This is a genomic window from Kitasatospora phosalacinea (assembly GCF_000716545.1).
Lineage (GTDB): Bacteria > Actinomycetota > Actinomycetes > Streptomycetales > Streptomycetaceae > Kitasatospora > Kitasatospora phosalacinea.
Window position 1 is genome coordinate 1 of the sequence record NZ_JNWZ01000017.1, and the last position, 25499, is coordinate 25499.

General features: G+C 72.4%; 24 protein-coding genes and 1 tRNA gene. 22 read left to right on the forward strand and 3 right to left on the reverse strand.

All coding sequences use genetic code 11. The annotated features are described in order from the left end of the window. On the forward strand, positions 1 to 757 hold a 757-nt coding region (locus tag OO48_RS10855), incomplete at its 5' end, for a trypsin-like serine peptidase (RefSeq protein WP_051731997.1). 72 nt (positions 758 to 829) lie between these two features. On the opposite strand, the gene OO48_RS10860 is transcribed toward OO48_RS10855, so the two are convergent. The 3 genes from OO48_RS10860 to OO48_RS10870 form a co-directional block, all read right to left on the reverse strand. Then, on the reverse strand, positions 830 to 1207 hold the full coding sequence (locus OO48_RS10860) for a hypothetical protein (protein ID WP_245194589.1): 378 nt from the start codon (positions 1205 to 1207) through the stop codon (positions 830 to 832). Positions 1208 to 1286: 79 nt separating this feature from the next. Beyond that, complete coding sequence (locus OO48_RS10865; RefSeq protein WP_051731999.1) at positions 1287 to 1562, reverse strand: hypothetical protein; 276 nt, start codon at positions 1560 to 1562, stop codon at positions 1287 to 1289. A gap of 33 nt (positions 1563 to 1595) precedes the next feature. Next, positions 1596 to 1667: transfer RNA gene (locus OO48_RS10870), tRNA-Arg, on the reverse strand. 166 nt (positions 1668 to 1833) lie between these two features. Between OO48_RS10870 and OO48_RS10875 the strand changes: the two genes are divergently transcribed. The 21 genes from OO48_RS10875 to atpA all read left to right on the forward strand — a co-directional run bounded on the left by OO48_RS10875 (position 1834) and on the right by atpA (position 25485). Next, positions 1834 to 2331: a response regulator gene (locus OO48_RS10875; RefSeq protein WP_245194590.1), complete on the forward strand. Its 498-nt coding sequence runs from the start codon at positions 1834 to 1836 to the stop codon at positions 2329 to 2331. Between the two features lie 117 nt (positions 2332 to 2448). Next, on the forward strand, positions 2449 to 4104 hold the full coding sequence (gene argS / locus OO48_RS10880; RefSeq protein ID WP_033214679.1) for an arginine--tRNA ligase: 1656 nt from the start codon (positions 2449 to 2451) through the stop codon (positions 4102 to 4104). A 100-nt stretch (positions 4105 to 4204) separates the two neighbouring features. Further along, complete coding sequence (gene lysA / locus OO48_RS10885; RefSeq protein ID WP_033214680.1) at positions 4205 to 5596, forward strand: diaminopimelate decarboxylase; 1392 nt, start codon at positions 4205 to 4207, stop codon at positions 5594 to 5596. 131 nt (positions 5597 to 5727) lie between these two features. Next, complete coding sequence (locus OO48_RS10890) at positions 5728 to 7020, forward strand: homoserine dehydrogenase (RefSeq protein WP_033214682.1); 1293 nt, start codon at positions 5728 to 5730, stop codon at positions 7018 to 7020. A gap of 11 nt (positions 7021 to 7031) precedes the next feature. Next, positions 7032 to 8129 carry a threonine synthase gene (gene thrC, locus OO48_RS10895; RefSeq protein ID WP_051732000.1) on the forward strand — a complete coding sequence of 366 codons (1098 nt, stop codon included), beginning with the start codon at positions 7032 to 7034 and terminating at the stop codon, positions 8127 to 8129. Between the two features lie 290 nt (positions 8130 to 8419). Continuing rightward, a complete protein-coding gene (gene thrB, locus OO48_RS10900) occupies positions 8420 to 9337 on the forward strand; it encodes a homoserine kinase (RefSeq protein ID WP_033214684.1) in 918 nt (305 codons plus the stop codon). Positions 9338 to 9848: 511 nt separating this feature from the next. Beyond that, entirely contained in the window at positions 9849 to 12014 is a 2166-nt protein-coding gene (gene rho / locus OO48_RS10905) for a transcription termination factor Rho (RefSeq protein ID WP_033214686.1), read from the forward strand. Positions 12015 to 12161: 147 nt separating this feature from the next. After that, positions 12162 to 13322 (forward strand): LCP family glycopolymer transferase, encoded by a 1161-nt coding sequence (locus OO48_RS10910; RefSeq protein WP_081952042.1) that lies wholly within the window; start codon positions 12162 to 12164, stop codon positions 13320 to 13322. 124 nt (positions 13323 to 13446) lie between these two features. After that, positions 13447 to 13671, forward strand: coding sequence for a 50S ribosomal protein L31 (gene rpmE, locus OO48_RS10915; protein WP_033214688.1), 225 nt, complete (start codon positions 13447 to 13449; stop codon positions 13669 to 13671). A 126-nt stretch (positions 13672 to 13797) separates the two neighbouring features. Next, on the forward strand, positions 13798 to 14874 hold the full coding sequence (prfA, locus tag OO48_RS10920; protein WP_033214690.1) for a peptide chain release factor 1: 1077 nt from the start codon (positions 13798 to 13800) through the stop codon (positions 14872 to 14874). 19 nt (positions 14875 to 14893) lie between these two features. Continuing rightward, positions 14894 to 15760, forward strand: coding sequence for a peptide chain release factor N(5)-glutamine methyltransferase (gene prmC / locus OO48_RS10925; RefSeq protein WP_033214692.1), 867 nt, complete (start codon positions 14894 to 14896; stop codon positions 15758 to 15760). 133 nt (positions 15761 to 15893) lie between these two features. Beyond that, positions 15894 to 16541 carry an L-threonylcarbamoyladenylate synthase gene (locus OO48_RS10930; protein WP_033214693.1) on the forward strand — a complete coding sequence of 216 codons (648 nt, stop codon included), beginning with the start codon at positions 15894 to 15896 and terminating at the stop codon, positions 16539 to 16541. Then, positions 16538 to 17212, forward strand: a complete 675-nt coding sequence (locus OO48_RS10935) for an arsenate reductase/protein-tyrosine-phosphatase family protein (RefSeq protein ID WP_033214695.1) — start codon at positions 16538 to 16540, stop codon at positions 17210 to 17212. The genes OO48_RS10930 and OO48_RS10935 overlap by 4 nt, the downstream gene beginning before the upstream one ends. 165 nt (positions 17213 to 17377) lie before the next feature. Continuing rightward, positions 17378 to 18640: a serine hydroxymethyltransferase gene (locus tag OO48_RS10940; RefSeq protein ID WP_033214697.1), complete on the forward strand. Its 1263-nt coding sequence runs from the start codon at positions 17378 to 17380 to the stop codon at positions 18638 to 18640. A 187-nt stretch (positions 18641 to 18827) separates the two neighbouring features. Next, positions 18828 to 20234 carry an MraY family glycosyltransferase gene (locus OO48_RS10945; RefSeq protein ID WP_033214698.1) on the forward strand — a complete coding sequence of 469 codons (1407 nt, stop codon included), beginning with the start codon at positions 18828 to 18830 and terminating at the stop codon, positions 20232 to 20234. Between the two features lie 285 nt (positions 20235 to 20519). Then, positions 20520 to 20942 carry a Cg1360 family ATP-synthase-associated protein gene (locus tag OO48_RS10950; RefSeq protein WP_033214699.1) on the forward strand — a complete coding sequence of 141 codons (423 nt, stop codon included), beginning with the start codon at positions 20520 to 20522 and terminating at the stop codon, positions 20940 to 20942. Positions 20943 to 21221: 279 nt separating this feature from the next. Further along, positions 21222 to 22034 carry a F0F1 ATP synthase subunit A gene (gene atpB / locus OO48_RS10955; protein ID WP_483413974.1) on the forward strand — a complete coding sequence of 271 codons (813 nt, stop codon included), beginning with the start codon at positions 21222 to 21224 and terminating at the stop codon, positions 22032 to 22034. Positions 22035 to 22114: 80 nt separating this feature from the next. After that, positions 22115 to 22345: an ATP synthase F0 subunit C gene (atpE, locus tag OO48_RS10960; protein WP_033214701.1), complete on the forward strand. Its 231-nt coding sequence runs from the start codon at positions 22115 to 22117 to the stop codon at positions 22343 to 22345. A 41-nt stretch (positions 22346 to 22386) separates the two neighbouring features. Continuing rightward, positions 22387 to 22944, forward strand: a complete 558-nt coding sequence (locus OO48_RS10965) for a F0F1 ATP synthase subunit B (RefSeq protein WP_033214702.1) — start codon at positions 22387 to 22389, stop codon at positions 22942 to 22944. Continuing rightward, the gene (locus tag OO48_RS10970) at positions 22941 to 23756 is read left to right on the forward strand and encodes a F0F1 ATP synthase subunit delta (protein ID WP_033214704.1); all 816 of its coding nucleotides are present in this window, start codon (positions 22941 to 22943) and stop codon (positions 23754 to 23756) included. The genes OO48_RS10965 and OO48_RS10970 overlap by 4 nt, the downstream gene beginning before the upstream one ends. 154 nt (positions 23757 to 23910) lie before the next feature. Further along, positions 23911 to 25485, forward strand: coding sequence for a F0F1 ATP synthase subunit alpha (gene atpA / locus OO48_RS10975; protein WP_033214706.1), 1575 nt, complete (start codon positions 23911 to 23913; stop codon positions 25483 to 25485). Positions 25486 to 25499: the final 14 nt, after the last annotated feature.

Genomic DNA, 25499 nt, shown 5'->3' on the forward strand with positions numbered 1-25499 from the left:
CTCCCCGTCCCCGTCCGCGAGCCCGTCCCCGTCCGCCGCCGCCGCCGAGGCCGTGCTGCGGGCCGCCCCCGCCGCCGGACCCACCCTGCAGGCCCCGCCCAGCGCCCCGCCCGACGTCGCGCTCGGCGTCACCGCCACCGCGCCCGACAACGCCGAATCCCGCCGGGTCGGCGCCCTGTTCTCGGGCCCGGCCGGCCCCGGCAACCACTTCTGCACCGCCAGCGTCATCGACAGCCCCGGCCGCAACCTGATCCTCACCGCCGCGCACTGCCTCTCCGGCGCGAACGGCACCACCTTCGTCCCCGGCTACCGCGACGGCCGCGCCCCGTACGGCAGTTGGCAGGTCACCAAGGTCTACACCGCCGACGGCTGGCGCAACGGCGGCGACCCCGACGAGGACTTCGCGATCCTCGCCGTCGCCCCCAGAGACGGCCGCCAGATCGAGGACGCCGTCGGCGGCAACCCCCTCGGCACCGACGCCGCCTGGACGGTCCGGGTCCGGCTCTACGGCTACCCCGCCAGGGCCGAACTCCCCGTCCTCTGCACCAACACCACCACCCGCCAGGACACCTACCAGCGCCGCATCGACTGCCCCGACTTCCCCGGCGGCACCAGCGGCGGCCCCTTCATCGACGCCGCCACCGGCGAGGTCGTCGGCGTCATCGGCGGCTACCAGCAGGGCGGCGCCACCGACGACACCTCCTACAGCGCGGCCTTCGACCACACCGTCGCCGAACTCCTCGCCGAGGCGAGCTGACCGGTCGGCGGCCCGGGGAACGGCAGGGACGCGCAGGGACGCGCAGGGACGCGCAGGGGCGCCGGAGCCCGCTCAGTCCGCCGCCGGCGCGAACCCCCCGCGCGAGCCGCCGTCGAGCAGGGCCGGCCAGTCCAACTGCCCGGTGAGGTCCGAGGGGTCGGGCAGCGAGACCACCAGCGCGCCGCCGGCCCGTCCGACCTCCTCGCACCAGCGGGCGACGCCGTCGGTGTCGAAGGAGCCGCCCAGGGTGGGGACGAGGCAGCCGGCGTCGCCGGGGCCGTCCAGGACGCACATGGTCAGGCGGGCGAACACCGACCAGCCGTCCAGCGCGGGCACCGCGCCGTCGACGACCCGCAGCACCGGCAGCGCGCCGTGCGCGGGGGCGCCGCCCAGCAGCAGGATCGGGGCGGACGCCCCGGAGACCAGTCGGACCTGTTCGGGAGAGATCATCACCCGGTCACCCTGCCACACCCCGGCGGCCCGCCCCGCGGTCGTTCCGCCCGCCGGAACCCTTGGGCGGCAGGGGAGTTCAGCGCTTCGCGCGCCGCTCGGCGACCCGCCGCCCGACCTCGGCCAGGAACCCGTCAGGGGCTTCGCCGGTGGCGCGCAGGTGCGCGCGCTCCTCGGCGGTGAGCGCCTCGGCGGCGCCGTCCACGGCGAAGGCGTACTCGTGCAGCCGGCCCGACCTCCGGTCGCGCCGCAGGTCGCCGGCCGGCCCGGCGGCCCGCCGCCCGGGCCCGCCGCGCGTGCGCGGCGCGGTCGTCCCCGGGAACGGCGAAGGCCCAGAGCAGTGGACGAACTCCACTGGTCTGAGCCTCTGTTGCACTTCGGTGCGAAGTGCCCCCGGTAGGATTCGAACCTACGCACCCGCCTCCGGAGGGCGGTGCTCTATCCCCTGAGCTACGGGGGCCTGGGGCGCTTTTCGGGGCGACCCGGCCTGACACGGAAAACACTACCAAAGAAAGTGCACGCGTTTGCACAGGGTTCTTCCGGCCCCGCCCGACGGCCTGTCAGCGGGTCGCCGGATGTGGCCGAAGGCCGGACGCGGGGGGCGGGGCGCGGCTACCCTCGGTGAGGTGGCGGCGACGTCGGGGCGGGTCCTCGTGGTGGACGACAGCGAGGTGATCCGCCAACTGATCAGGGTCAACCTGGAGCTGGAGGGCTTCGAGGTGGTGACCGCCGCCGACGGTGCCGAGTGCCTGGAGGTGGTCCGCCGGGTCGCGCCGGACGTGGTCACCCTGGACGTGGTGATGCCCCGGCTGGACGGCCTGCGGACGGCGGCCCGGCTGCGCGCCGCGCGGGACACCGCGCACCTGCCGATCGCGATCGTGAGCGCCTGCACGCCGGCCGACCTGGAGCGCGGCGAGTCGGTGGGGGTGGACGGCTACCTGGCGAAGCCCTTCGACCCGGCGGAGCTGGTCGCACTGGTGCGGCGGCTGCGGGCGGCGGCGGCCGGGCGGCGGTTCGCCTACGACTTCGGGAGCCCGGCGCAGACGGCCGGGTGGTCCCCCCGCGATTCAGCTCAGGGCGAACAGGGGCAGGAACTCGTCCGGCCGGACGAGCCGCGCCCGTGAGATGTGCCGGTCGGCACCGCCGTTCGGCCACACGAAGCACGCCCCGAGCGGCGACGCGCGCCGCGGCGGGCAAACCGAGTGGCGGCCGGGTACCCCGTCTCGCCTAGGCTGGGCACCGTGACACCCGCAGAACTCTCCCAGGCAGTCCAGGCCGCCGTCAGCGCCGCCGTCCAGGCCGGCGAGCTGACCGTCGACGTGCCCGAGCACGTCACGGTCGAGCGGCCCAAGAACAGGGACCACGGCGACTACGCCACCAACGTGGCCCTCCAGCTCGCGAAGCCGGCCGGCCGGCCGCCGCGAGCCGTCGCGGAGGTCCTGGCCGCCCGTCTGCGAGGGATCACCGGCGTCGCGAAGGTCGACATCGCCGGTCCGGGCTTCCTGAACATCACGCTGGACGCCGCCACCCAGGGCGAGCTGGCGCGCACCATCGTCGAGGCGGGCGAGGCGTACGGCCGCAACGAGGCGCTCAAGGGCCTGAAGATCAACCTGGAGTTCGTCTCGGCGAACCCGACCGGCCCGATCCACATCGGCGGCGTCCGCTGGGCGGCCGTCGGCGACTCGCTGGCCCGCGTCCTCAAGGCCACCGGCGCCGAGGTGTCGACCGAGTACTACCTCAACGACGCCGGCGTGCAGATCACCAAGTTCGCCAAGTCGCTCAAGGCCGCCGCCAACGGACAGCCCGTCCCCGAGGACGGCTACGTCGGCGAGTACATCACCGACATCGCCAAGGCCGTCACCGACGGCCTGCCCGGCGTGCTCGACCTGCCCGAGGACGAGCAGCTCCAGGCGTTCCGCACCGAGGGCCTCAAGCTGATGGTCGCCGAGATCCAGCGCTCGATGGCCGAGTTCGGGGTGCACTTCGACACCTGGTTCTCCGAGCGGACGCTGCACGACTCCGGCGCCGTCGAGAAGGCCATCGAGCGGCTGCGCGAGCAGGGCCACGTCTTCGACCGGGACGGCGCGATCTGGCTGCGCACCACCGACTTCGGCGACGACAAGGACCGCGTCCTGATCAAGGCCGACGGCGAGACCACCTACTTCGCCGCCGACGCCGCCTACTACCTGAGCAAGCGGGACCGCGGCGCGGAGGTCTCGGTCTACATGCTCGGCGCGGACCACCACGGCTACGTCAACCGCCTCAAGGCCATCGCGGCCTGCGCGGGCGACGACATGGACCGCAACATCGAGGTGATGATCGGCCAGTTCGTGAAGATGCTGCGCGACGGCAAGGAGGTCCGGCTCTCCAAGCGCGCGGGCAACATCATCACGATCGACGACGTGATCGACTGGATCGGCGTGGACGCCGCCCGCTACATGCTGGTGCGGCAGTCCACCGACTCCACCATCACCATCGACATCGACCTGGTGACCAGCACCTCCCGGGAGAACCCGGTCTACTACGTGCAGTACGCGCACGCCCGGATGTGCTCCGTGCAGCGCAACGCAGTGGAGAAGGGCGTCATCCGCAGCGCGGACTTCAAACCGGAGCTGCTGGACACCGAGTGGGAGAACGACCTGCTCGGCCAGCTCGGCGAGTTCCCGCGGGTGCTGGCCAAGGCCGGCGAACTGCGCGAGCCGCACCACGTGGCCACGTACCTGGAGGAACTGGCCCGCGCCTACCACCGGTTCTACGACAACTGCCAGATCCTGCCGAAGGGCGACGAGGAGGTCACCGACCTCACGCACGCCCGGCTCTGGCTGGCCGACGCCACGCGCACGACGCTGGCCAACGGCCTCGGACTGCTCGGCGTCTCGGCGCCCGAGCGGATGTAAGCACCAAGCCCCCAGCGCGCAGCACGCAGCGAAGGGGCGGCGGACCGGTCCACGGCGGACCGGTCGCCGCCCCTCGCCATAGGTCGAGGAAGTGTTGAAGATGAGCCGATCCGCCCACCCGGCGGGGCCCCGCCACGGCGACGTCCTGCCCGAGGGGCACTACCAGGCCCCGCCGGCCGACCTCAACGCCCTCGACCCCAAGGTCTGGGCGCGCACCGTCGCCCGGAACGCCGAGGGCGCGGTCACCGTCGGCGGCCTCGACGTGCGCACCCTGGCCGCCGAGTTCGGCACCCCCGCGTACGTGCTGGACGAGGCCGACTTCCGGGCCCGGGCCCGGGCCTGGCGGGGGGCCTTCGGCGAGGGCGCCGACGTCTACTACGCGGGCAAGGCGTTCCTGTCCAAGGCGGTGGTGCGCTGGCTGCGCGAGGAGGGCCTGAACGTCGACGTGTGCTCGGCCGGCGAGCTGCGGGTGGCGCTGGCGGCCGGGATGCCGGGCGAGCGGATCGCGCTGCACGGCAACAACAAGTCGGTGCGGGAGCTGGAGCTGGCCGTGAAGGCCGGCGTCGGCCACGTCGTGGTGGACTCCTTCGAGGAGGTCGACCGGCTGGCGGAGATCGCCGGGGCGCAGGGCGTCCGGCAGCCGGTGCTGGTCCGGATCACCGTCGGCGTCGAGGCGCACACCCACGAGTTCATCGCCACCGCGCACGAGGACCAGAAGTTCGGCCTGTCGATCTCCGGGGGGCTCGCCGCCGAGGCGGTCCGCCGGGTGCTGGCCCGGCCGTCCCTGGAACTGCGCGGCCTGCACTCGCACATCGGCTCGCAGATCTTCGACTTCGCCGGCTTCGAGGTGGCCGCCCGCCGGGTGGTCGGCCTGCTCGCCGAGGTCCGCGACGAGCACGGCGTCGAGCTGCCGGAGGTCGACCTGGGCGGCGGGCTCGGCATCGCCTACACCCCCGAGGACGACCCGCGCGAGCCCGCCGAGATCGCCGCCGCGCTCGACGCGATCGTCCGGCGCGAGTGCGCCGCCGCCGGTCTGGCCGTCCCCCGGATCAGCGTCGAGCCCGGCCGGGCGATCGTCGGCCCCACCGCCTTCACGCTGTACGAGGTCGGCACCGTCAAGCCGCTGGAGGGCCTGCGCACCTACGTCAGCGTGGACGGCGGCATGTCCGACAACATCCGCACCGCGCTGTACGACGCCGAGTACTCGGTGGCCCTGGCCTCCCGCACCAGCGAGGCCGCGCCGATGCTGGTCCGGGTGGTCGGCAAGCACTGCGAGTCCGGCGACATCGTGGTCAAGGACGCCTTCCTGCCCGCCGACCTGGCCCCCGGCGACCTGATCGCGGTGCCCGCGACCGGCGCCTACTGCCGCTCGATGGCGAGCAACTACAACCACGCCCCCAGGCCCCCCGTGCTGGCCGTCGCCGACGGCGCGGCCCGGGTGATCGTCCGCCGCGAGACGGAGGAGGATCTCCTGCGTCTCGATATCGGCTGACGAAATTTTCGTCTCAGAACGTGGACCAGCCGTAGATCCGTGCGGAAAGTCCCGGAGACTGGTGGGGACAGACAAGCCCCCGGGGGCGACGGAGCACCCGGCGGGGACCGGAGAATGCAGAGCGGAGTCGGATGATGCGTACGCGCCCGCTGAAGGTGGCGTTGCTGGGCTGTGGTGTGGTGGGCTCCGAGGTGGCGCGCATCATGACGACGACGGCCGACGACCTCGCCGCGCGCATCGGCGCCCCGGTCGAGCTCGCGGGCATCGCGGTCCGCCGGGCCGGGCGCCCCCGCCCCGGCGTCCCCGAGCACCTGCTCACCACCGACGCCGAGGCCCTGGTCGGCCGCGGCGACATCGACGTGGTGATCGAGGTCGTGGGCGGCATCGAACCGTCCAAGTCGCTGACCCTGAAAGCCTTCGCGGCCGGCGCCTCGGTCGTCTCCGCCAACAAGGCGCTGCTCGCCAAGGACGGCGCCGAACTGCACGAGGCGGCCGCCGCGGCCGGCGTCGACCTCTACTACGAGGCCGCCGTCGCCGGGGCGATCCCGCTGCTGCGCCCGCTGCGCGAGTCGATGGCCGGCGACAAGGTGAACCGGGTGCTCGGCATCGTCAACGGCACCACCAACTTCATCCTCGACAAGATGGACTCCACCGGCGCCGGGTACTCCGAGGCGCTGGAGGAGGCCACCGCGCTGGGCTACGCCGAGGCCGACCCGACCGCCGACGTGGAGGGCTTCGACGCCGCCGCCAAGGCCGCCATCCTGGCCGGGATCGCCTTCCACACCAAGGTCACCGCCGCCGACGTCTACCGCGAGGGCATCACCGAGGTCACCGCCGCCGACATCGCCTCCGCCAAGCAGATGGGCTGCGTGGTCAAGCTGCTGGCGATCTGCGAGCGCGCCGCCGACGGCGCCTCGGTCACCGCCCGGGTCCACCCGGCGATGATCCCGCTCAGCCACCCGCTGGCCTCCGTCCGCGAGGCGTACAACGCGGTCTTCGTGGAGTCCGAGGCGGCCGGCCGGCTGATGTTCTACGGCCCCGGCGCGGGCGGCTCGCCCACCGCCTCCGCGGTCCTCGGCGACCTGGTCGCGGTCTGCCGCAACAAGCTGAACGGCTCCACCGGCCCCGGCGACTCGGTGTACGCCGCGCTGCCCGCCAAGCCGATGGACGAGGTGGTCACCCGCTACCACGTCAGCCTGGACGTGGACGACCGCGCGGGCGTGCTCGCCCAGGTCGCCTCGGTCTTCGCCGAGCACGGCGTCTCCATCGACACCGTGCGCCAGCAGGGCCGGGACGGCGACGCCGCGCTCGTCGTGGTCACCCACCGCGCCACCGACGCCGCCCTGTCGGCGACGGTCGACAAGCTCCGCGCACTGGACAGCGTGCGCGACGTGGCCAGCATCATGCGGGTCGAAGGGGAATAGGAAAACCGGGTATGAACGCTATTGCCGAAAGCACCGCCCGAGGCAGCCACACCCACCAGTGGCGCGGCCTCATCGAGGAGTACCGCGACCGCCTCCCGGTCTCCGACTCCACCCCCGTGGTGACCCTGCTGGAGGGCGGCACGCCGCTCGTTCCCGCCCAGGTGCTCTCCGAGCGCACCGGCTGCGACGTCTACCTCAAGGTCGAGGGCGCCAACCCGACCGGCTCCTTCAAGGACCGCGGGATGACCATGGCCATCTCCAAGGCCAAGGAGGACGGCGCCCAGGCCGTCATCTGCGCGTCCACCGGCAACACCTCGGCCTCCGCCGCCGCCTACGCGGTGCGGGCCGGGATGGTCTCCGCCGTGCTCGTCCCGCAGGGCAAGATCGCCCTCGGCAAGATGGGCCAGGCGCTGGTGCACGGCGCCAAGATCCTGCAGGTCGACGGCAACTTCGACGACTGCCTGACGCTGGCCCGCGAGCTCTCCGAGAAGTACCCGGTGGCCCTGGTCAACTCGGTCAACCCGGTGCGCATCGAGGGCCAGAAGACCGCCGCCTTCGAGATCGTCGACATGCTCGGCGACGCCCCGGACCTCCACGTCCTCCCGGTCGGCAACGCGGGCAACATCACCGCCTACTGGAAGGGCTACCGCGAGTACGCGGCGGACGGCCTGGCCACCCGCACCCCCCGGATGTGGGGCTTCCAGGCCTCCGGCTCGGCCCCCATCGTGGACGGCGCCCCGGTGCTCAAGCCGCAGACCATCGCCACCGCGATCCGGATCGGCAACCCGGCCTCCTGGGACTACGCGCTGGCCGCCCGGGACGACTCCGGCGGCCTCATCGACAAGGTGACGGACCGCCAGATCCTCGCCGCCTACCGCCTGTTGGCCTCGCAGGAGGGCGTCTTCGTCGAGCCCGCCTCCGCCGCCTCGGTGGCCGGCCTGCTGGCCAAGGCCGAGGCCGGACTGGTCGACCCCGGCCAGCGGATCGTCTGCACCGTCACCGGCAACGGCCTCAAGGACCCGGACTGGGCGGTGGCCGGCGCCCCGCAGCCGCAGGTCGTCCCGATCGACCCCGAGACGGCCGCCCGCCGCCTCGGCCTGCTCGACTGACGGCGCCGACCGCGCTGACCGCACGTCAATCCGGCGAGCGGCCGGTCCCTTCCGGACCGGCCGCTCGCCGCCGTTTTCCGGTCATCCCACCGGCGCTTTCGCGCTGCTTGCGGCAACACGGAAGATCGGAGCCGAGCGGGGTGTACCGCTCCGGAACCTCTCTTCGATACGCTTGACCCCGGCGGGCCGCGCCACGCTGCGCGCCCCTTTCGAGACCCCGCCGCCAGTACCGCCGCAGGCCCCGTCGCCGGGCCTGGCTCCCCCCACCTTCTCAGGAGTGTGTCCACCGCATGGCCGGTCCCGCGTTCCGCGCCGCCGCCGTCCGGGTCCGCGTCCCCGCGACCAGCGCCAACCTCGGCCCCGGCTTCGACGCCTTCGGCCTCGCCCTGGGCCTCTACGACGACGTGGTGGTCCGGGTCGCCGACTCCGGTCTGGCCGTGGACATCGCCGGCGAGGGCGCCGGGAACCTGGCCCGCGACGAGCGCCACCTGGTGGTCCGTTCGATGCGCGCCGCCTTCGACCGGCTCGGCGGCCAGCCCCGCGGCCTCGAAGTGGTCTGCGCCAACCGGATACCGCACGGTCGCGGCCTGGGCTCCTCGTCCGCCGCGATCTGCGCCGGCATCGTCGCCGCCCGCGCCGTCACCATCGGCGGCGCCTCCACGCTCGACGACGACGCGCTGCTCGCCCTCGCCTCCGAGCTGGAGGGCCACCCCGACAACGTCGCGGCCTGCCTGCGCGGCAACTTCACCGTCGCCTGGACCGAGGACGGCGTTGCCCGCACCATCACGCTGGACCCCTCCGACCGGGTCGTGCCGGTCGTGTTCGTCCCCTCCACCGAGGTGCTCACCGAGACCGCCCGCGGCCTGCTCCCCAAGACCGTGCCGCTGTCCGACGCCGCGCTCAACGCGGGCCGCGCGGCCCTGCTGGTCGAGGCGCTCACCCGCCGCCCGGAGCTGCTGCTCACCGCCACCGAGGACCGCCTGCACCAGGACTACCGGGCCTCCGCGATGCCGGACAGCGCCGCCCTGGTGGCCGCCCTGCGCGCCGAGGGCGTCCCCGCCGTCATCTCGGGTGCCGGACCGACCGTGCTCGCCCTCACCGGCGAGGCGGACGTCGGCAAGGTCGTCAACAGCGCGGGGGCGCAGTTCGCGGCGCACCGGCTGGAGCTGGACCGCACCGGCGCCACCGTCCTGCCGCTCGACATGTGAGACGGACACGATTGACAAGCAAAGGGCTGGGGAATGTGTCAGGGGGTAGGTAGTGTTAACCTCATTGCTGCACCAGATGCCCTCCGGGCGCCGGTGCGACGCATCCCGATCCCGTTCCCCCGTCCGCACGGGGGCCGGAAGCTCGGGAGCACGATTCTCCGGGAGTTCGCCACACCGCGTACGCAGCCTGCCTGCGCGAATGGGGCCCATCCCGAAGCCGTGACGGCACCGGACACCCACCTCCAGCCTCAGCCCTGAGGCCCGGCCGGGCGGGGCCCGCAGCGCCGCCGCGCGACGGGGGCCCGGGCATCGACAGGCGCAGCGAGGTCGGCATCAGAACCGGCCGTCCGCGCCGCTTCGCACCACAGTGCACCGCACTTCGCAGCTCCCCGGAAGGACCAGCCTTCCGCGGGAATCCAGCCCCTGACCAGCGCGAAGAGACGCTGGACAGGACAGCACAACCGGTCGCCGTGCCAGACAGGCCGACGTCCGCTCCAGGGAAGGACCCTTAGTGAGCGACACCACCGATCTGATGGGCGCGCGCCCGGACGCCGAGGCGTCGGACGCGGCCGCCCCGGCGGCTCCGGCGCGACGCCGTCGTACCGCCGCCGCCGGCCTGGACGGCCTGGTGCTGGCCGAGCTCCAGAAGCTCGCCTCGTCCCTCGGGATCAGCGGCACCGGCCGGCTGCGCAAGAGCCAGCTGATCGAGGCCATCAAGGAGAAGAGCGGCGGGGACCCGCTGCTCGCGGGCGCCTCCGGCGCCACCGCTCCGGCCGCGAAGAAGGCCGCCAAGGCCGCCGCGCCCGCCGTCGAGACCGCGGCCGCCCCGGCCGAGGAGCAGGGCGAACCGGCGGCTCCGCCGCGGGCGGCCCGCCGCACCCGCGCCGCCGCCGCCGCCACCGAGCCGCAGGCGCAGATCGAGATCCCGGTGCAGGCCGCCGCGGAGACCGCGGCCGCCACCGCCCGGGCCGAGCGCCCGCGCCGCCGGGCCACCGCCGCGGCCGGCGCCCCGACCGCCGAGCCCGGCGCCGCCACCGCCACCGCCACCGAGCAGGCCCCCGCCGAGGCCAAGGCCGAGGCGCAGCGCCCGGCCGCCGCCGAGGGCGAGGCCCGTGCCGAGCGCCGCGAGCGCCAGGGCCGCCGCGAGCGCGGCGACCGTCCCGAGCGCACCGAGCGCACCGAGCGCGGCGACCGTCCCGAGCGCACCGAGCGTTCCGAGCGTTCCGAGGCCTCCACGGCCGAGAGCGACAACGAGATCCGCGAGTCCCGCCGGGACCGCCGCAACCGCCGCGAGCGCGACCGCGCCGACCGCCAGCAGGGCGGTGGCCAGCAGCAGGACGGCGGCCAGGGCCGCCAGCAGGGCCAGCAGCAGGGCGGCGCCCAGCAGCAGGGCGGCAACGCCCACCAGCAGCAGGGCGGTTACGACGACGACGAGTTCGGCGACGGCCGGCGCGGCCGCCGCGGCCGCTACCGCGACCGCCGGGGCCGTCGCCGCGACGGTTTCGAGGGCACGAGCGGCCCCGAGGTCCCGCTGAGCGACGACGACGTCCTGATCCCGGTCGCGGGCATCCTGGACATCCTCGACAACTACGCCTTCGTCCGGACCTCGGGCTACCTGCCCGGCCAGAACGACGTCTACGTCTCGCTGGCCCAGGTCCGCAAGCACGGCCTGCGCAAGGGCGACGCCATCACCGGCGCCGTCCGCCAGCCGAAGGACGGCGAGCGCCGCGAGAAGTTCAACGCCATGGTGCGCCTGGACTCCGTCAACGGCATGGACCCGGACAGCGGCCGCGGCCGCCCCGAGTTCGGCAAGCTGACCCCGCTGTACCCGCAGGAGCGGCTGCGCCTGGAGACCGACCCGGGCGTGCTGACCACCCGGATCATCGACCTGGTGTCGCCGATCGGCAAGGGCCAGCGCGGTCTGATCGTGGCCCCGCCGAAGACCGGCAAGACCATGATCATGCAGGCGATCGCCAACGCGATCACCCACAACAACCCCGAGTGCCACCTGATGGTCGTCCTGGTGGACGAGCGTCCGGAAGAGGTCACCGACATGCAGCGGTCGGTGAAGGGCGAGGTCATCTCCTCGACCTTCGACCGCCCGGCCGAGGACCACACCACCGTCGCCGAGCTCGCCATCGAGCGCGCCAAGCGCCTGGTGGAGCTGGGCCACGACGTGGTGATCCTGCTGGACTCCATCACCCGCCTGGGCCGCGCCTACAACCTGGCCGCGCCCGCCTCCGGCCGCATCCTGTCCGGCGGTGTCGACTCGACCGCGCTGTACCCGCCGAAGAAGTTCTTCGGCGCCGCGCGCAACATCGAGAACGGCGGCTCGCTGACCATCCTCGCCACCGCGCTGGTCGACACCGGCTCCCGGATGGACGAGGTGATCTTCGAGGAGTTCAAGGGCACCGGCAACATGGAGCTCAAGCTCGACCGGAAGCTCTCGGACAAGCGCATCTTCCCCTCCGTCGACGTGGACGCCTCCGGCACCCGCAAGGAGGAGATCCTGCTCGGCCACGAGGAACTGGCCATCACCTGGAAGCTCCGCCGGGTCCTGCACGCGCTGGACTCGCAGCAGGCGATCGAGCTGCTGCTGGACAAGATGAAGCAGACCAAGTCGAACGCCGAGTTCCTGATGCAGATCGCCAAGAACACCCCGGGTTCGGGCGACTGACCCCGGTAGCACCACCGCGTGGACCCCGCACCGCCGTCGAGGCGGTGCGGGGTCCACCGCGTTTTCCGGGCCGCAGCGGGAAGCAGACCACCGCAGCAGGCTGTCACTTATGCTCGAAAGGTCCCATCGAGGGCGAAAAGAGGCGACATGGCCGAGAACACCAGGAAACGCACCCCGCGCCGCCGCGGGGTGCGGATCGCGCTGTTCGGCCTGGCCGGCCTCGTCCTGGTCGGTGCCGGGCTGGGCGGCGTCGCCTACTGGAAGCTGAACGGGAACATCCACGGCGTCGACATCTCCGGGCAGCTGGGCACCGCCCGGCCGCCCGCCTCCACCGGCGGGGCGTTCAACCTGCTGCTGCTCGGCTCCGACTCGCGCTCCGGCTCCAACGGGGAGCTGGCCGGCGGCGACACCGGCGACAGCGCCCGCTCGGACACCGCGATGGTGGTGCACGTCAACCAGGCCCACACCGCCGCCTCGGTGGTCTCGATACCGCGCGACACCCTCGTCGCCCGCCCGGCCTGCACCGGGAGCGACGGCAAGCAGACCGCCGCGGCCCGCAGCGCGATGTTCAACTCCGCGTACGAGGTCGGCGGCCCGGCCTGCGCGGTGAAGACCGCCGAGCAGCTCACCGGGATGCGGATGGACCACTTCGTCGAGGTGGACTTCGCCGGCTTCGCCGCCATGATCGACGCGATCGGCGGGGTGGACGTCACCACCACGGTGCCGATCGACGACGAGGACAGCGGGCTGCGCCTGGACCCGGGCAGCCACCACCTGGGCGGCCGGCAGGCGCTCGCCTTCGTCCGGACCAGGCACGGCATCGGCGACGGCAGCGACCTGGGCCGGATCGAGCTGCAGAAGGAGATGGTCAGGGCGATGCTCGGGCGGATCGGCTCGCTCGGCCTGGCCTCGAACCCGGTGGCGATGTGGAAGCTCGGCGACAAGCTGACCGGCGCGCTGACCACCGACTCCGACCTGGCCTCGGTGAACGCCCTGGTCGGCCTGGCCCAGACGCTCAAGAAGATCGGCCCCGACCAGCTCACCATGGTCACCCTCCCGGTGGCGTACGCGGTCAGCGACCCCAACCGGGTCGTCCCGAAGACCCCGGACGCCCAGCAGCTGTGGGCGGCGCTGCGCACCGACGGGGCGGTGCCGGAGTCGGTGCTCCAGGACCAGCCGACCAACCCGGTGCAGACCTCCCCGTCCGACGCCGCGACCGGGGACTGGTCCGGCATCCCGACCGGGGCCCCGTCCGCGTCGGCGAGCGCCACCGCGCGGGCGACCGCGGTGGACGGGGGAGCGGAATAACGGGATCCGCCTCCCGGTTTGGGAAGAAGCGGGCAGTGCTGGCACACTGGTCCGTCGGTCCCGGTTCACGAGCGGCTGCCCAGCCCGCCGACCCGGTGCCCTCCCGATCAGCTAGGAGAATCCCTTGAAGTCCAACGTTCACCCGGAGTACGTGCTCACCAAGGTGACCTGCACCTGTGGCAACGAGTTCACCACCCGCTCCACCGAGACCAGCGGCGAGATCCGCGCCGAGGTCTGCTCGAACTGCCACCCGTTCTACACCGGCAAGCAGAAGATCCTCGACACCGGTGGCCGCGTGGCCCGCTTCGAGGCCCGCTTCGGCAAGAAGCTCTCCGGCGGCAAGGCCTAGCGCTTCCACGGCGCCGGTCTCGGACGTCCCCGTGCTCGTCACGGGGGTGTCCGGGCCGGCGCCGTTCGCGTCCCCCGCCCTCCCCTCCAGCACCCCGCGGCACACTCACGGAAGTAGGACAGACCGATGTTCGAGGCAGTCGAAGAGCTCCTCGTCGAGCACGCCGACCTCGAGAAGAGGCTGGCCGACCCGTCGGTGCACGCCGACCAGGCCAACGCCCGCAAACTGGCCAAGCGCTACGCCGAGCTGACCCCGATCACCCGGACGTACCTGGCCTGGAAGCAGGCCGGCGAGGACATCGCCGCCGCGCGCGAATTCGCCGCCGAGGACCCGGACTTCATCGCGGAGGCGAAGGCTTCGGAGGCCCGGCAGGAGGAGCTGACCGAGGAGCTGCGGCTGCTGCTGGTGCCGCGCGACCCCAACGACGACAAGGACGTCATCCTGGAGGTCAAGGCGGGCGAGGGCGGCGAGGAGTCGGCGCTGTTCGCCGGCGACCTGCTGCGGATGTACCTGCGCTACGCGGAGCGGCTGGGCTGGAAGACCGAGATCATCGACGCCAACGAGTCCGACCTCGGCGGCTACAAGGACGTCTCGGTGGCGGTCAAGACCAAGGGCAACCCGGAGCCGGGCCACGGCGTCTGGGCGCAGCTGAAGTACGAGGGCGGCGTGCACCGGGTGCAGCGGGTGCCCGCGACCGAGTCGCAGGGCCGGATCCACACCTCCGCCGCGGGCGTGCTGGTCACCCCGGAGGCCGAGGAGGTCGAGGTGGAGATCCACGCCAACGACCTGCGGATCGACGTCTACCGCTCCTCGGGCCCCGGCGGGCAGTCGGTGAACACCACCGACTCCGCGGTCCGGATCACCCACCTGCCGACCGGTATCGTGGCGTCCTGCCAGAACGAGAAGAGCCAGCTGCAGAACAAGGAGCAGGCGATGCGCATCCTGCGTTCGCGGCTGCTGGCCGCCGCGCAGGAGGAGGCCGAGCGGGAGGCGTCCGACGCCCGCCGCAGCCAGGTGCGCACCGTGGACCGCTCCGAGCGGATCCGGACGTACAACTTCCCGGAGAACCGCATCTCCGACCACCGCACCGGCTTCAAGTCGTACAACCTGGACCAGGTGCTGGACGGCGACCTGAACGCGGTGATCCAGTCCTGTGTGGACGCCGACGCCGCGGCCAAGCTGGCCGCCGCGCAGGAGAACTGATCATAAAAGGGGCCGAGGGATGAACCTGCTGCTCGCCGAGGTGGCCCAGGCCACCCAGCGCCTGGCCGCGGCCGGCGTGCCCTCGCCGCGCTTCGACGCGGAGGAGCTGGCGGCGCACATCCACGGCGTGAAGCGCAGCCAGCTGCACACCGTGCCGGACGGCGACTTCGACGCCCGGTACTGGGAGGCGGTCTCCCGCCGCGAGCAGCGCGAGCCGCTCCAGCACATCACCGGGCGGGCGTTCTTCCGCTACCTCGAACTGGAGGTCGGCCCCGGGGTGTTCGTCCCCCGGCCGGAGACCGAGACGGTCGTCGAGTGGGCGATAGACGCGGTCCGCGCGATGGACGTGGCCGAGCCGCTGGTGGTCGACCTGTGCACCGGCTCCGGGGCGATCGCGCTGGCCCTGGCCCAGGAACTGCCCCGCTCGACCGTGCACGCCTTCGAACTCGACGAGGGCGCCCTCGCCTACACCCGGCGCAACGTCGAGGCCAGCCCCGACCGGGCCCGGGTCCACCTGCACCAGGGCGACGCCACCCTGGCCTTCGCGGACGACCGCGGCTGGGACGGCCGGTTCGACCTGGTGATCAGCAATCCGCCGTACATCCCGCTCACCGAGTGGGAGTACGTCGCCCCCGAGGCCCGCGACCACGACCCGCAGATGTCGCTGTTCTCCGGAGAGGACGGGCTTGACACCATCCGCGGCATCGAGCGGGTCGCCGCCCGACTGCTGCGGCCCGGCGGCGCGGTGGTGATCGAGCACGCGGACACCCAGGGCGGGCAGGTCCCGTGGATCTTCCGCGAGGAGGGCGGCTGGACGGACGCGGCCGACCACCGGGACCTCAACAACCGGCCGCGCTTCACGACGGCCCGAAGGGTCTCGTTGTGAACACCGGGCGCAGTACGACGGCCCGTAGGGTCTCGTTGTGAACACCGGGCGCAGTACGACGGCCCGCCGTGTTTCGCTTCGAGCACTGCTTCGCGTTAAGTACCACTGACACCACCGGAAGGGGATTGCTCCGATGAGCCGCCGATACGACTGCTCCGACGCCCAGGACCGCGCGAGCGGGCTGCGTGAGGCCGCCACGGCGATCCGCCGCGGGGAACTGGTGGTGGTGCCGACCGACACCGTCTACGGGATCGCCGCGGACGCCTTCTCCCCGGAGGCGGTCGGCGCGCTGCTGGCCGCCAAGGGCCGGGGCCGGAACATGCCCTCGCCGGTGCTGGTCGGCTCGCCGACCACGCTGCACGGGCTGGTCACCGACTTCTCCGAGCAGGCCTGGGAGCTGGTGGACGCGTTCTGGCCGGGCGGCCTGACCCTGGTGGCCCGCCACCAGCCGTCGCTGCGCTGGGACCTGGGCGAGACCCGGGGCACCGTCGCGGTCCGGATGCCGCTGCACCCGGTCGTCCTGGAGCTGCTGAACGCCACCGGCCCGCTCGCGGTCTCCTCCGGCAACAAGACCGGCGGCCCGTCCCCGTCCACCTGTGACGAGGCCCAGTCGCAGCTCGGCGACGCGGTGTCGATCTACCTGGACGGCGGGACGGCCGACTACGGCACGCCCTCCACCATCGTCGACGTCACCGGCAAGGTGCCGGTGGTGCTGCGGGCGGGCGCGATCGGCGTCGAGCAGCTGAGGGAGGTCGTTCCGGACGTGGAGGCCGGCAGTTGACCGCCGCCGCCACGTCGTACGGAGCGGGGAGCGCCCTGGACTCCTTCACGGAGCCGGGGCCGCTCCCGCTGGACACCTTCCGCATCCTGTTCGTCTGCACCGGCAACGTCTGCCGCTCCCCGATCGCCGAGCGCCTGGCCCGGCTGGAGCTGGACGCCCGGCTGGGCGTGCGGACCGGCCGCCGGATCGTGGTGGAGAGCGCCGGCACCTGGGGCCACGAGGGCGCCCCGATGGAGGCGCACGCGGCGACGGTGCTCGGCGAGTACGGCGCGGACAGCGCCGGTTTCGCGGGCCGGGAGCTGCTGGACGAGCACGTGATCGACGCGGACCTGGTGCTGACCGCGACCCTGGACCACCGGGCGCAGGTCATCTCGATGGGGCACTCGGCGGGTCTGCGCACCTTCACCATCAAGGAGTTCACCCGTCTGGTGCAAAGGGTCGACCCGGGCACCCTGCCGGACCCCAGGAACGGCGCGCGGCTGACCGAACGCGCCCGCGCGCTGGTCCGTTCGGCCGCCGCCCTGCGGGGCTGGCTGCTGGCCTCCGCGCCCGAGTTCGACGAGCTGAGGGACCCTTACGGGGCCCCGATCGGGATGTTCCGCAACTGCGGCGAGGAGATATTCGACGCGCTCGACCCGGTGGTGACCGCACTGACGGGCGTGGCCCGCTGAGTTGAGCGCCCTCCACTAAAGTTTCCGTGGGGGATTTGTGAAGACTGCGTGCTCGGGGCGTGACGGCAACCGGAAAGGCGCAAGCCCGCGTGTGCGGGCGGGCCGGGCGGCGGGGGCCGACCTACGCTGGAAAAACCTGCCCGCACCGCAGCCTGGAGCCGCACCATGACGGTCGCCGACGCCCCATCCGTCCCCCGGGAGGCCGCCGAGGCCCTGCGCGCGGCCGACCCGCTGATCGCCGACCTGCTCACCGCCGAGGCCGAGCGCCGGGCGGTGAGCCTGCAACTGCTCGCCGGGGAGAGCCTGGCCACCCCCGCCGTGCTGGCCGCGCTGGCCGGCCCGCTGGCCGACAAGTACGCCGACGGGTACCCGGGCCACCGGTACCACACCGGCTGCGCGCCCGCCGACACCGTCGAACTGCTGGCGATCGACCGGGCCCGCGAACTGTTCGCCGCCCCGCACGCCAACGTCCAACCCAGGTCCGGGACTTCGGCGATGCTGGCGGCCTACGCGGCCCTGCTGCGGCCGGACGACGCGGTGCTCGCGATGTCGCTGGAGCACGGCGGCCACCTGAGCGCCGGCTCGCGCGCCAACTTCTCCGGCCGCTGGTTCCGCTTCCACGGCTACGGGGTGCGCGCCGACGACGGCCGGATCGACCTCGACCAAGTCCGCGAACTGGCCCGCGCGCACCGCCCGAAGGCGATCGTGGCGGGCGGCATCTCCTACCCGCGGCACGTCGACTGGGCCGCCTTCCGGGAGATCGCCGACGAGGTGGACGCCTACCTGATCGCCGCCGCCGGGCAGACCGCGGGCCTGGTCGCGGCCGGCGCCGCGCCCTCCCCGGTGCCGTACGCGGACGTCACCGTGGCCACCACCCACAAGCTGCTGCGCGGCCCGCGCGGCGGCCTGCTGCTGTGCACCGCGGAACTGGCCGACCGGATCGACCGGGCGGTGTTCCCGTTCAGCCAGGGCGGCGCGGCGATGAACGAGGTGGCCGCCAAGGCGGTGGCCCTCGCCCAGGCCGCCACCCCCGCCTACACCGGCTACGTCCGCCGGGCGGTCTCCGGGGCGCGGGCGCTGGCCGAGGCGCTGGCCGGGGCCGGGGCAGCGCCGCTCACCGGCGGCACCGACACCCACCTGGTGACCGCCTCGGTCGCGGAGCTCGGGCTGAGCGGCGCGGAGGCCGAACGCCGGTGCGCCGCCGCCGGGCTGGTGCTCGGCCGGTGCGCCCTCCCGTACGACCCGGCGCCGCCGGCCGAGACCTCCGGGATCCGGCTGGGCACCGGGACGTGCGCGGCCCAGGGGATGGGGGAGGCGGAGCTCGGCGAGGTCGGCGCGCTGCTGGGCCGGGTGCTCGGCGGGGCGGCGCTCGACCCGGTCCGGGCGCGGGTGCGGGAGCTGGCCCGGGCCTTCGCCGGGCGCCCCTGAGCGGCCGCCCGGCCGTCCGCCCGGGTGCCCGTCCGACCGCCTGGGTGCCCGCTCGGGAGAACCGCGATGCGGGGGCTCGGCGTCGGAGTCAATAAGGTGTGCTCCGTGGCGACGCACCTCGAACCCCGAAGCAGCACGGGAGTACCCTGCGTACTCGTCCGTCCGAGCGTGACCATGGAGGCCGGTGGTGCGTGAGTATCTGCTGGTCATGTTCGTCTCGGCGGCGGTGACCTACCTGCTGGTCAGTCCGGTGCGGAAGTTCGCGATCGCGGCCGGGGCGATGCCCGCCGTCCGGGCGCGCGACGTGCACCGCGAGCCGACCCCGCGGCTCGGCGGCATCGCGATGTTCGGCGGCCTGCTGGCCGGCCTGCTGGCGGCCTCCCAACTCTCCGGCCTGGGGCGGATGTTCGTGCAGAGCGCGGACATCAAGGCGCTGCTCTGCGGGGCCGGGATCATGTTCGTGCTGGGCGTCCTGGACGACAAGTGGGGCGTGGACGCGCTGGTGAAGCTCGGCGGGCAGATGATCGCCGCCGGCGTGATGGTCTGGCAGGGCATCACGGTGATCGCCATCCCGGTGCCCGGCTACGGCTCCGTCCCGGTCACCCCGACCCAGGGCATGCTGATCTCGGTCGCGCTGGTCGTCGTCATGGTCAACGCGGTCAACTTCATCGACGGCCTGGACGGCCTGGCGGCCGGCATGGTCTGCATCGCCGCGATGGCCTTCTTCCTGTACTCGTACCGGCTCTGGCTCGGCTACGGGATCAACGACGCCGCGCCCGCCGCGCTGTTCACCGCCGTGCTGATCGGCATGTGCCTGGGCTTCCTGCCGCACAACCTGCACCCGGCGCGGATCTTCATGGGCGACTCCGGCTCGATGATGCTCGGCCTGATGCTGGCCGTCGCGGCGATCTCCATCACCGGCCGGGTCGACCCCGACCTGATCACCGAGCAGGTCGGCTCGCAGACCACCGCCGTGCACGCCCTGGTGCCGATCTACATCCCGCTGATCCTGCCGCTGACGGTGATCGCGCTGCCGCTGGCCGACCTGCTGCTGGCCGTGGTGCGCCGCACCTGGGCGGGCAAGTCGCCGTTCGCCGCGGACAAGCAGCACCTGCACCACCGGCTGCTGGAGGTCGGGCACTCGCACAGCCGGGCCGTGCTGATCATGTACTTCTGGGCCGCGCTGATCGCCTTCGGCACCGTCGCGGTGTCGGTCACCAACACCGGCCGCGCGGTGATCCTGGCGATGGCCGGGCTGTGCCTGGTCGGCCTCGCGGTGCTGCTGATGCCGCGCTTCAAGCCGCGCGCGCCCAAGGCCGTCCAGTCCTTCGTGCCGCCCCGCTACCGGGACGGCGGGCCGGACGCCGGGAGCGCGCCGGCGGCGGACTCGGCGACGGCGGCGGCCGACGAGGGGACCGGCGGAGCGGTCGGCGAGACGGCGCGCGAGACGGCGGGTGCGGCGGACGGCGGGCTGCCGGAGGCGGACGGCGAGGTGCCCGCGATGGCCGAGCTGTCGGCCGAGGACAAGGCGCTGCTGGGGCGGATGGGCACCGGCGCGTCGGCGGCCGGGCCGCGCGGCGAGCAGCGTTCCTGACGGGTGGTCACCTCCGGTTGGGCCGTTCGGCCGCACCCGTTCGGCGGCACTCTTCGGCCCACCGTGTGACAGGTACCACACGTTCATGGTAAAGCTCTCATCAAATAGTTTGTGATACCGTTCACGAGTACCGAGAACGCGCCGAAAGACCTGACAGGTGGAGGACTTCCGTCCCCGGTCGGTCTCCCTCGACGGGCTCGCCGTCCAACGGCTGTCCGCGGCGAGGTCCTCGCACCCCCGTGTGTCACTGCCCCCCGTTTCCGACATGCCGCCGGAGTTGCCGACATGCCGTCCCACGACGCCCGGATCCTCCGTGGCGCCGCAATCCCCACTGCGGTCGCCGGAGTCGTCGCCATGGCGATCTCCTTCGCCACCGCCGGAGGGAAGGGTCTGCTCGGCGCCTTGCTCGCGACCGTCGTCGTGATCGCCTTCTTCGGTGCCGGCCAGCTCGCGCTCGCGCGGTTCGGCCGGAACAACCCGCAGATGCTCATGGCGAGCGCGATGCTGGTCTACACCACTCAGATCCTGGTGATCGGCGTCCTGCTCGCGGTGGCCAAGCACCTCACCTTCTTCGACCACAAGGTCTTCGGCATCTCGCTGCTCGCCCTCGTGGTGATCTGGATGGGCTTCCAGGTCCGGGGCTGGCTGAAGGCCAAGACCTTCTACGTGGAACCCGACGGCAAGCCGAAATCAGGGCGTCAACCGTGAGCGGGGCATACCGTCCCCCTCGCGAGGGGGGCGGTGTTTATGCCCTCCTGACGGACTGCTATCGTCCGTCCCAACGGCGGAGTACGGGAAGCGGCCAGGTCCCTCCGATGATCGGACGGATCGCCCCCCGACTCCACGAAGCTTTCGAAGATCCCGCGGTGGGGATATGCGCCGCGCCGGGTCAGCGAGAAATCCGACAAGTTCCAGTGCCGCACCGTGGCTCCCGGCCACGCCGACACACCGAGGTTGCCGTAACCATGCGTCAGAACGAAGGAGTCTGTGGTGGGTGCTGACGTCCAGCTCGCCTCCGAGGCCAGTTGCCACCTTTTCTCCGGCTGCGGCTTCCCGGCCCCCGGTCTCGGTGAGTTCGAGTTCAAGCCGATCTTCTCGGTCGGCGGGGTCGACTTCACCAAGCCGATGCTGCTGTCGATCATCTGCGCGCTGCTGGTGGTCGGCTTCTTCTGGGCCGCCTTCGCCAAGCCGAAGCTGCTCCCGGGCAAGCTCCAGCTGGTCGGCGAGATCGGGTACGACTTCGTCAAGCGGAGCATCGTGCTGGAGACCATCGGCAAAAAGGGCGAGAAGTACGTCCCGATGCTGGTCTCGATGTTCTTCTTCGTGTGGATCATGAACATCATGTCCATCATCCCGTTCGCCCAGTTCCCGGTGATGTCGCGCATCGCGTTCCCGGTCGGGCTGGCGGCGATCGTGTGGGTCACCTACATGGGGCTGACCTTCAAGAAGCACGGCTTCGTCGGCGGCATGAAGAACCTCTGCTGGCCGTCGGGCATCCCGGGCTGGGTCATGGTCATCCTGGTGCCCATCGAGTTCTTCTCGAACATCTTCGTGCGCCCCTTCACCCTCGCGGTCCGAGCCTTCGCGAACATGTTCGCCGGTCACCTGCTGATCGTCGTCTTCTCGGTGGCCTCGTGGTACCTGCTCAGCCCCAGCATCGGCGCCCTGTACGGCTCGGTGTCCTTCGTGGTGGCCGTCGGTCTGACCGCCTTCGAGCTGCTGGTGCAGTTCCTGCAGGCGTACATCTTCGTGATGCTCGCCAGCAGCTACATCGCCGGTGCCCTGGAAGAGGCGCACTGAGCCCCGCGGCTCCGGCCGCGCCCTGAACTCCCGGTGGCCAACACCCACCGGTATCCCATCCCCGCAAAGGATTAGCTGAGATGTCCGCTCTCGCTGAAGGTGTGTCCGGTTCCGTCGCTTCCATCGGCTACGGCCTCGCCGCGATCGGCCCCGGCATCGGTGTCGGTCTGATCTTCGGTAACGGCGTGCAGGCGATGGCCCGTCAGCCCGAGGCTGCCGGCCTGATCCGCTCGAACATGTTCATCGGCTTCGCGCTGACCGAGGCCCTCGCCCTGATCGGCATCGTCATGCCGTTCGTCTACGGCCAGTGAGCCAGGCGCACCGGTAGTCACTTCCGACGAAAGGTTCTGATATGGCCCCCGAGGTTCTCCTCGCGGCAGAAGAGAAGATGAACCCTCTTCTCCCCGCGTGGCCCGAGGTCATCATCGGCCTGCTCTGCTTCTTCATCGTCTTCGGCATCCTCGGCAAGAAGCTCCTCCCCAGCATCGAGAAGGTGCTGGGGGAGCGCCGTGACGCCATCGAAGGCGGCATGAAGCGCGCGGAGACCGCTCAGGCCGAGGCCCAGGCCCTGCTGGAGCAGTACCGCGCCGAGCTCGCCGAGGCGCGCCACGAGGCCGCTCGGATCACCGAGCACGCCCGTGAGCAGGGCGCTGTCCTGATCAACGAGATGCGCGAGGAGGGCCAGCGCCAGCGCGAGGCCATCGTCGCGGCCGGCCACGCCCAGATCGAGGCCGACAAGAAGCAGGCGACCGCGGTCCTGCGCCAGGACGTCGGCTCGCTGGCCTCCCAGCTGGCCTCCCGCATCGTCGGCGAGTCGCTGGAGGACCACGCCCGTCAGAGCGGTGTCATCGACCGCTTCCTGGACGAGCTGGAGTCCAAGGCCACCGCTGCCCAGGGTGCGTCCAAGTGATCGGCGCGAGCCGTGAGGCACTCGCCGCCGGCCGCGAGAACCTCGAGAGCCTGACCGACAACACCTCGGTGGACGCGGCCAAGCTCGCCGAGGAACTCGCTGCCGTCACCGCGCTGCTGGACCGCGAGGTCTCGCTGCGCCGCGTCCTGACCGACCCCGCGCGGTCCGGCCAGGACAAGGCCCAGCTGGCCGCCTCGCTGCTGAACGGCCAGGTCTCCGGCGAGAGCGTCGACCTGGTCTCCGGCCTGGTCCGCTCGCGCTGGTCGGGCTCGCGCGACCTGGTCGACGCGGTCGAGCAGCTGGCCGCGTACGCCGAGGTCATCGCGGCGGACCGGACCGGCTCGCTGGACGACATCGAGGACGAGCTGTTCCGCTTCGGCCGGGTGGTGGCGGGCTCGCACGAGCTGCGCGCCGCGCTGACCGAGCCGAAGGCCGACGCCGCCGCCAAGGCCGCGCTGGTCCGCAAGCTCCTCGGCGGCCGTGCCGAGACCGGCACCGTCCGCCTGGTCACCAGCCTGGTCACCAACCCGCGTGGTCGTAGCCTGGAGGGTGGCCTGGAGTCCTACTCCAAGCTCGCCGCCTCCCGGCGGGGCCGCGTGGTGGCGCAGGTCACCAGCGCGATTCCGCTGTCGGACGTCCAGAAGCAGCGCCTCGCCGCCGCCCTGGCCGGCCTGCGCGGCCGCCCGGTGCACCTGAACATCGACGTGGACCCCTCGGTCCAGGGCGGTGTCCGGGTTCAGATCGGCGACGAGATCATCGACGGCACCGTCGCGAGCCGCCTCGAAGGCGCTCGTCAGGGCCTCGAAGGCTGAGCACCAGCACTATCCGACCCTCGGTCGGGCGTCGGTCCACACCAGGTGGGCCGGCAAAACGTACGGCCGGTTCACCCGACCCGGCCGAGAGTCGAGCACTTGCGGCCCTCAATGGCGGGCCGAGGATCGCAAACTAGGAGAGCAGGGAAGCCTGATGGCGGAGCTTACGATCCGTCCGGAGGAGATCCGGGACGCGCTGGCCGACTTTGTCCAGTCGTACCAGCCGGACGCCGCTTCTGTGGAAGAGGTCGGCACGGTCACTGACGCGGCGGACGGCATCGCCCATGTCGAGGGCCTGCCCTCGGTCATGGCGAACGAGCTGCTGAAGTTCGAGGACGGCACGCTCGGCCTCGCGCTGAACCTCGACACCCGCGAGATCGGTGTCGTCATCCTCGGTGAGTTCGGCGGCATCGAAGAGGGCCAGACCGTGCGCCGCACCGGCGAGGTCCTCTCGGTCCCGGTCGGCGACGGCTACCTCGGCCGCGTCGTGGACCCGCTGGGCAACCCGATCGACGGCCTGGGCGAGATCGCCGCCACCGGTCGCCGCGCCCTGGAACTGCAGGCCCCCGGCGTCATGGCCCGCAAGTCGGTCAAGCAGCCGCTGCAGACCGGCATCAAGGCGATCGACGCGATGACCCCGATCGGCCGCGGCCAGCGCCAGCTGATCATCGGTGACCGCCAGACCGGCAAGACCGCCGTCGCCGTCGACACGATCATCAACCAGCGCGACAACTGGCGCTCGGGCGACCCGGAGAAGCAGGTCCGCTGCATCTACGTCGCCGTGGGCCAGAAGGGCTCCACCATCGCGTCCGTCCGCGGCGCCCTGGAGGAGGCCGGCGCGCTGGAGTACACCACCATCGTGGCCGCTCCCGCCTCCGACCCGGCCGGCTTCAAGTACCTCGCCCCGTACACCGGTTCGGCCATCGGCCAGGAGTGGATGTACGACGGCAAGCACGTCCTCATCGTCTTCGACGACCTGTCGAAGCAGGCCGAGGCGTACCGTTCCGTCTCCCTGCTGCTGCGCCGCCCGCCGGGCCGCGAGGCGTACCCGGGTGACGTCTTCTACCTGCACTCCCGCCTGCTGGAGCGCTGCGCCAAGCTGAACGACGCCCTCGGCGGCGGCTCGATGACCGGTCTGCCGATCATCGAGACCAAGGCCAACGACGTCTCGGCGTACATCCCGACCAACGTCATCTCGATCACCGACGGCCAGTGCTTCCTGGAGTCCGACCTGTTCAACGCCGGCATCCGCCCGGCCGTGAACGTCGGCATCTCGGTCTCCCGCGTCGGTGGCTCCGCCCAGATCAAGGCCATGCGCTCGGTCGCCGGCCGTCTGCGCCTCGACCTCGCCCAGTACCGCGAGCTGGAGGCGTTCGCCGCCTTCGGTTCCGACCTGGACGCGGCCTCCAAGGCCCAGCTGGAGCGCGGTGCGCGCATGGTCGAGCTGCTGAAGCAGGGCCAGTACCAGCCGTTCCCGGTCGAGGAGCAGGTCGTCTCCATCTGGGCCGGCACCACCGGTCAGCTGGACGACGTCCCGGTGGCGGACATCCGCCGCTTCGAGCGGGAGTTCCTGGACAACGTCCGCCTGGAGCACAAGGGCATCCTGGCCGGCATCGTCGAGACCGGCCTGCTGGAGCAGGGCACCGTCGACGCGCTGACCGCCGCGATCACGTCCTTCAAGCAGGGCTTCACCACGGCTGACGGCAAGCTGCTCTCCGAGCAGGCCTGAGTCCGGTAGCGAGG

Coding starts and splice junctions, on each gene's coding strand:
- OO48_RS10950 (WP_033214699.1), top strand. CDS start 20,520: ATGCCGTCCCACGACGCCCGGATCCTCCGTGGCGCCGCAATCCCCACT.
- prfA (WP_033214690.1), top strand. CDS start 13,798: ATGTTCGAGGCAGTCGAAGAGCTCCTCGTCGAGCACGCCGACCTCGAG.
- thrC (WP_051732000.1), top strand. CDS start 7,032: ATGAACGCTATTGCCGAAAGCACCGCCCGAGGCAGCCACACCCACCAG.
- OO48_RS10890 (WP_033214682.1), top strand. CDS start 5,728: ATGATGCGTACGCGCCCGCTGAAGGTGGCGTTGCTGGGCTGTGGTGTG.
- atpA (WP_033214706.1), top strand. CDS start 23,911: ATGGCGGAGCTTACGATCCGTCCGGAGGAGATCCGGGACGCGCTGGCC.
- OO48_RS10910 (WP_081952042.1), top strand. CDS start 12,162: ATGGCCGAGAACACCAGGAAACGCACCCCGCGCCGCCGCGGGGTGCGG.
- prmC (WP_033214692.1), top strand. CDS start 14,894: ATGAACCTGCTGCTCGCCGAGGTGGCCCAGGCCACCCAGCGCCTGGCC.
- thrB (WP_033214684.1), top strand. CDS start 8,420: ATGGCCGGTCCCGCGTTCCGCGCCGCCGCCGTCCGGGTCCGCGTCCCC.
- lysA (WP_033214680.1), top strand. CDS start 4,205: ATGAGCCGATCCGCCCACCCGGCGGGGCCCCGCCACGGCGACGTCCTG.
- OO48_RS10930 (WP_033214693.1), top strand. CDS start 15,894: ATGAGCCGCCGATACGACTGCTCCGACGCCCAGGACCGCGCGAGCGGG.
- OO48_RS10940 (WP_033214697.1), top strand. CDS start 17,378: ATGACGGTCGCCGACGCCCCATCCGTCCCCCGGGAGGCCGCCGAGGCC.
- atpE (WP_033214701.1), top strand. CDS start 22,115: ATGTCCGCTCTCGCTGAAGGTGTGTCCGGTTCCGTCGCTTCCATCGGC.
- OO48_RS10965 (WP_033214702.1), top strand. CDS start 22,387: ATGGCCCCCGAGGTTCTCCTCGCGGCAGAAGAGAAGATGAACCCTCTT.
- OO48_RS10860 (WP_245194589.1), bottom strand. CDS start 1,207: ATGATCTCTCCCGAACAGGTCCGACTGGTCTCCGGGGCGTCCGCCCCG.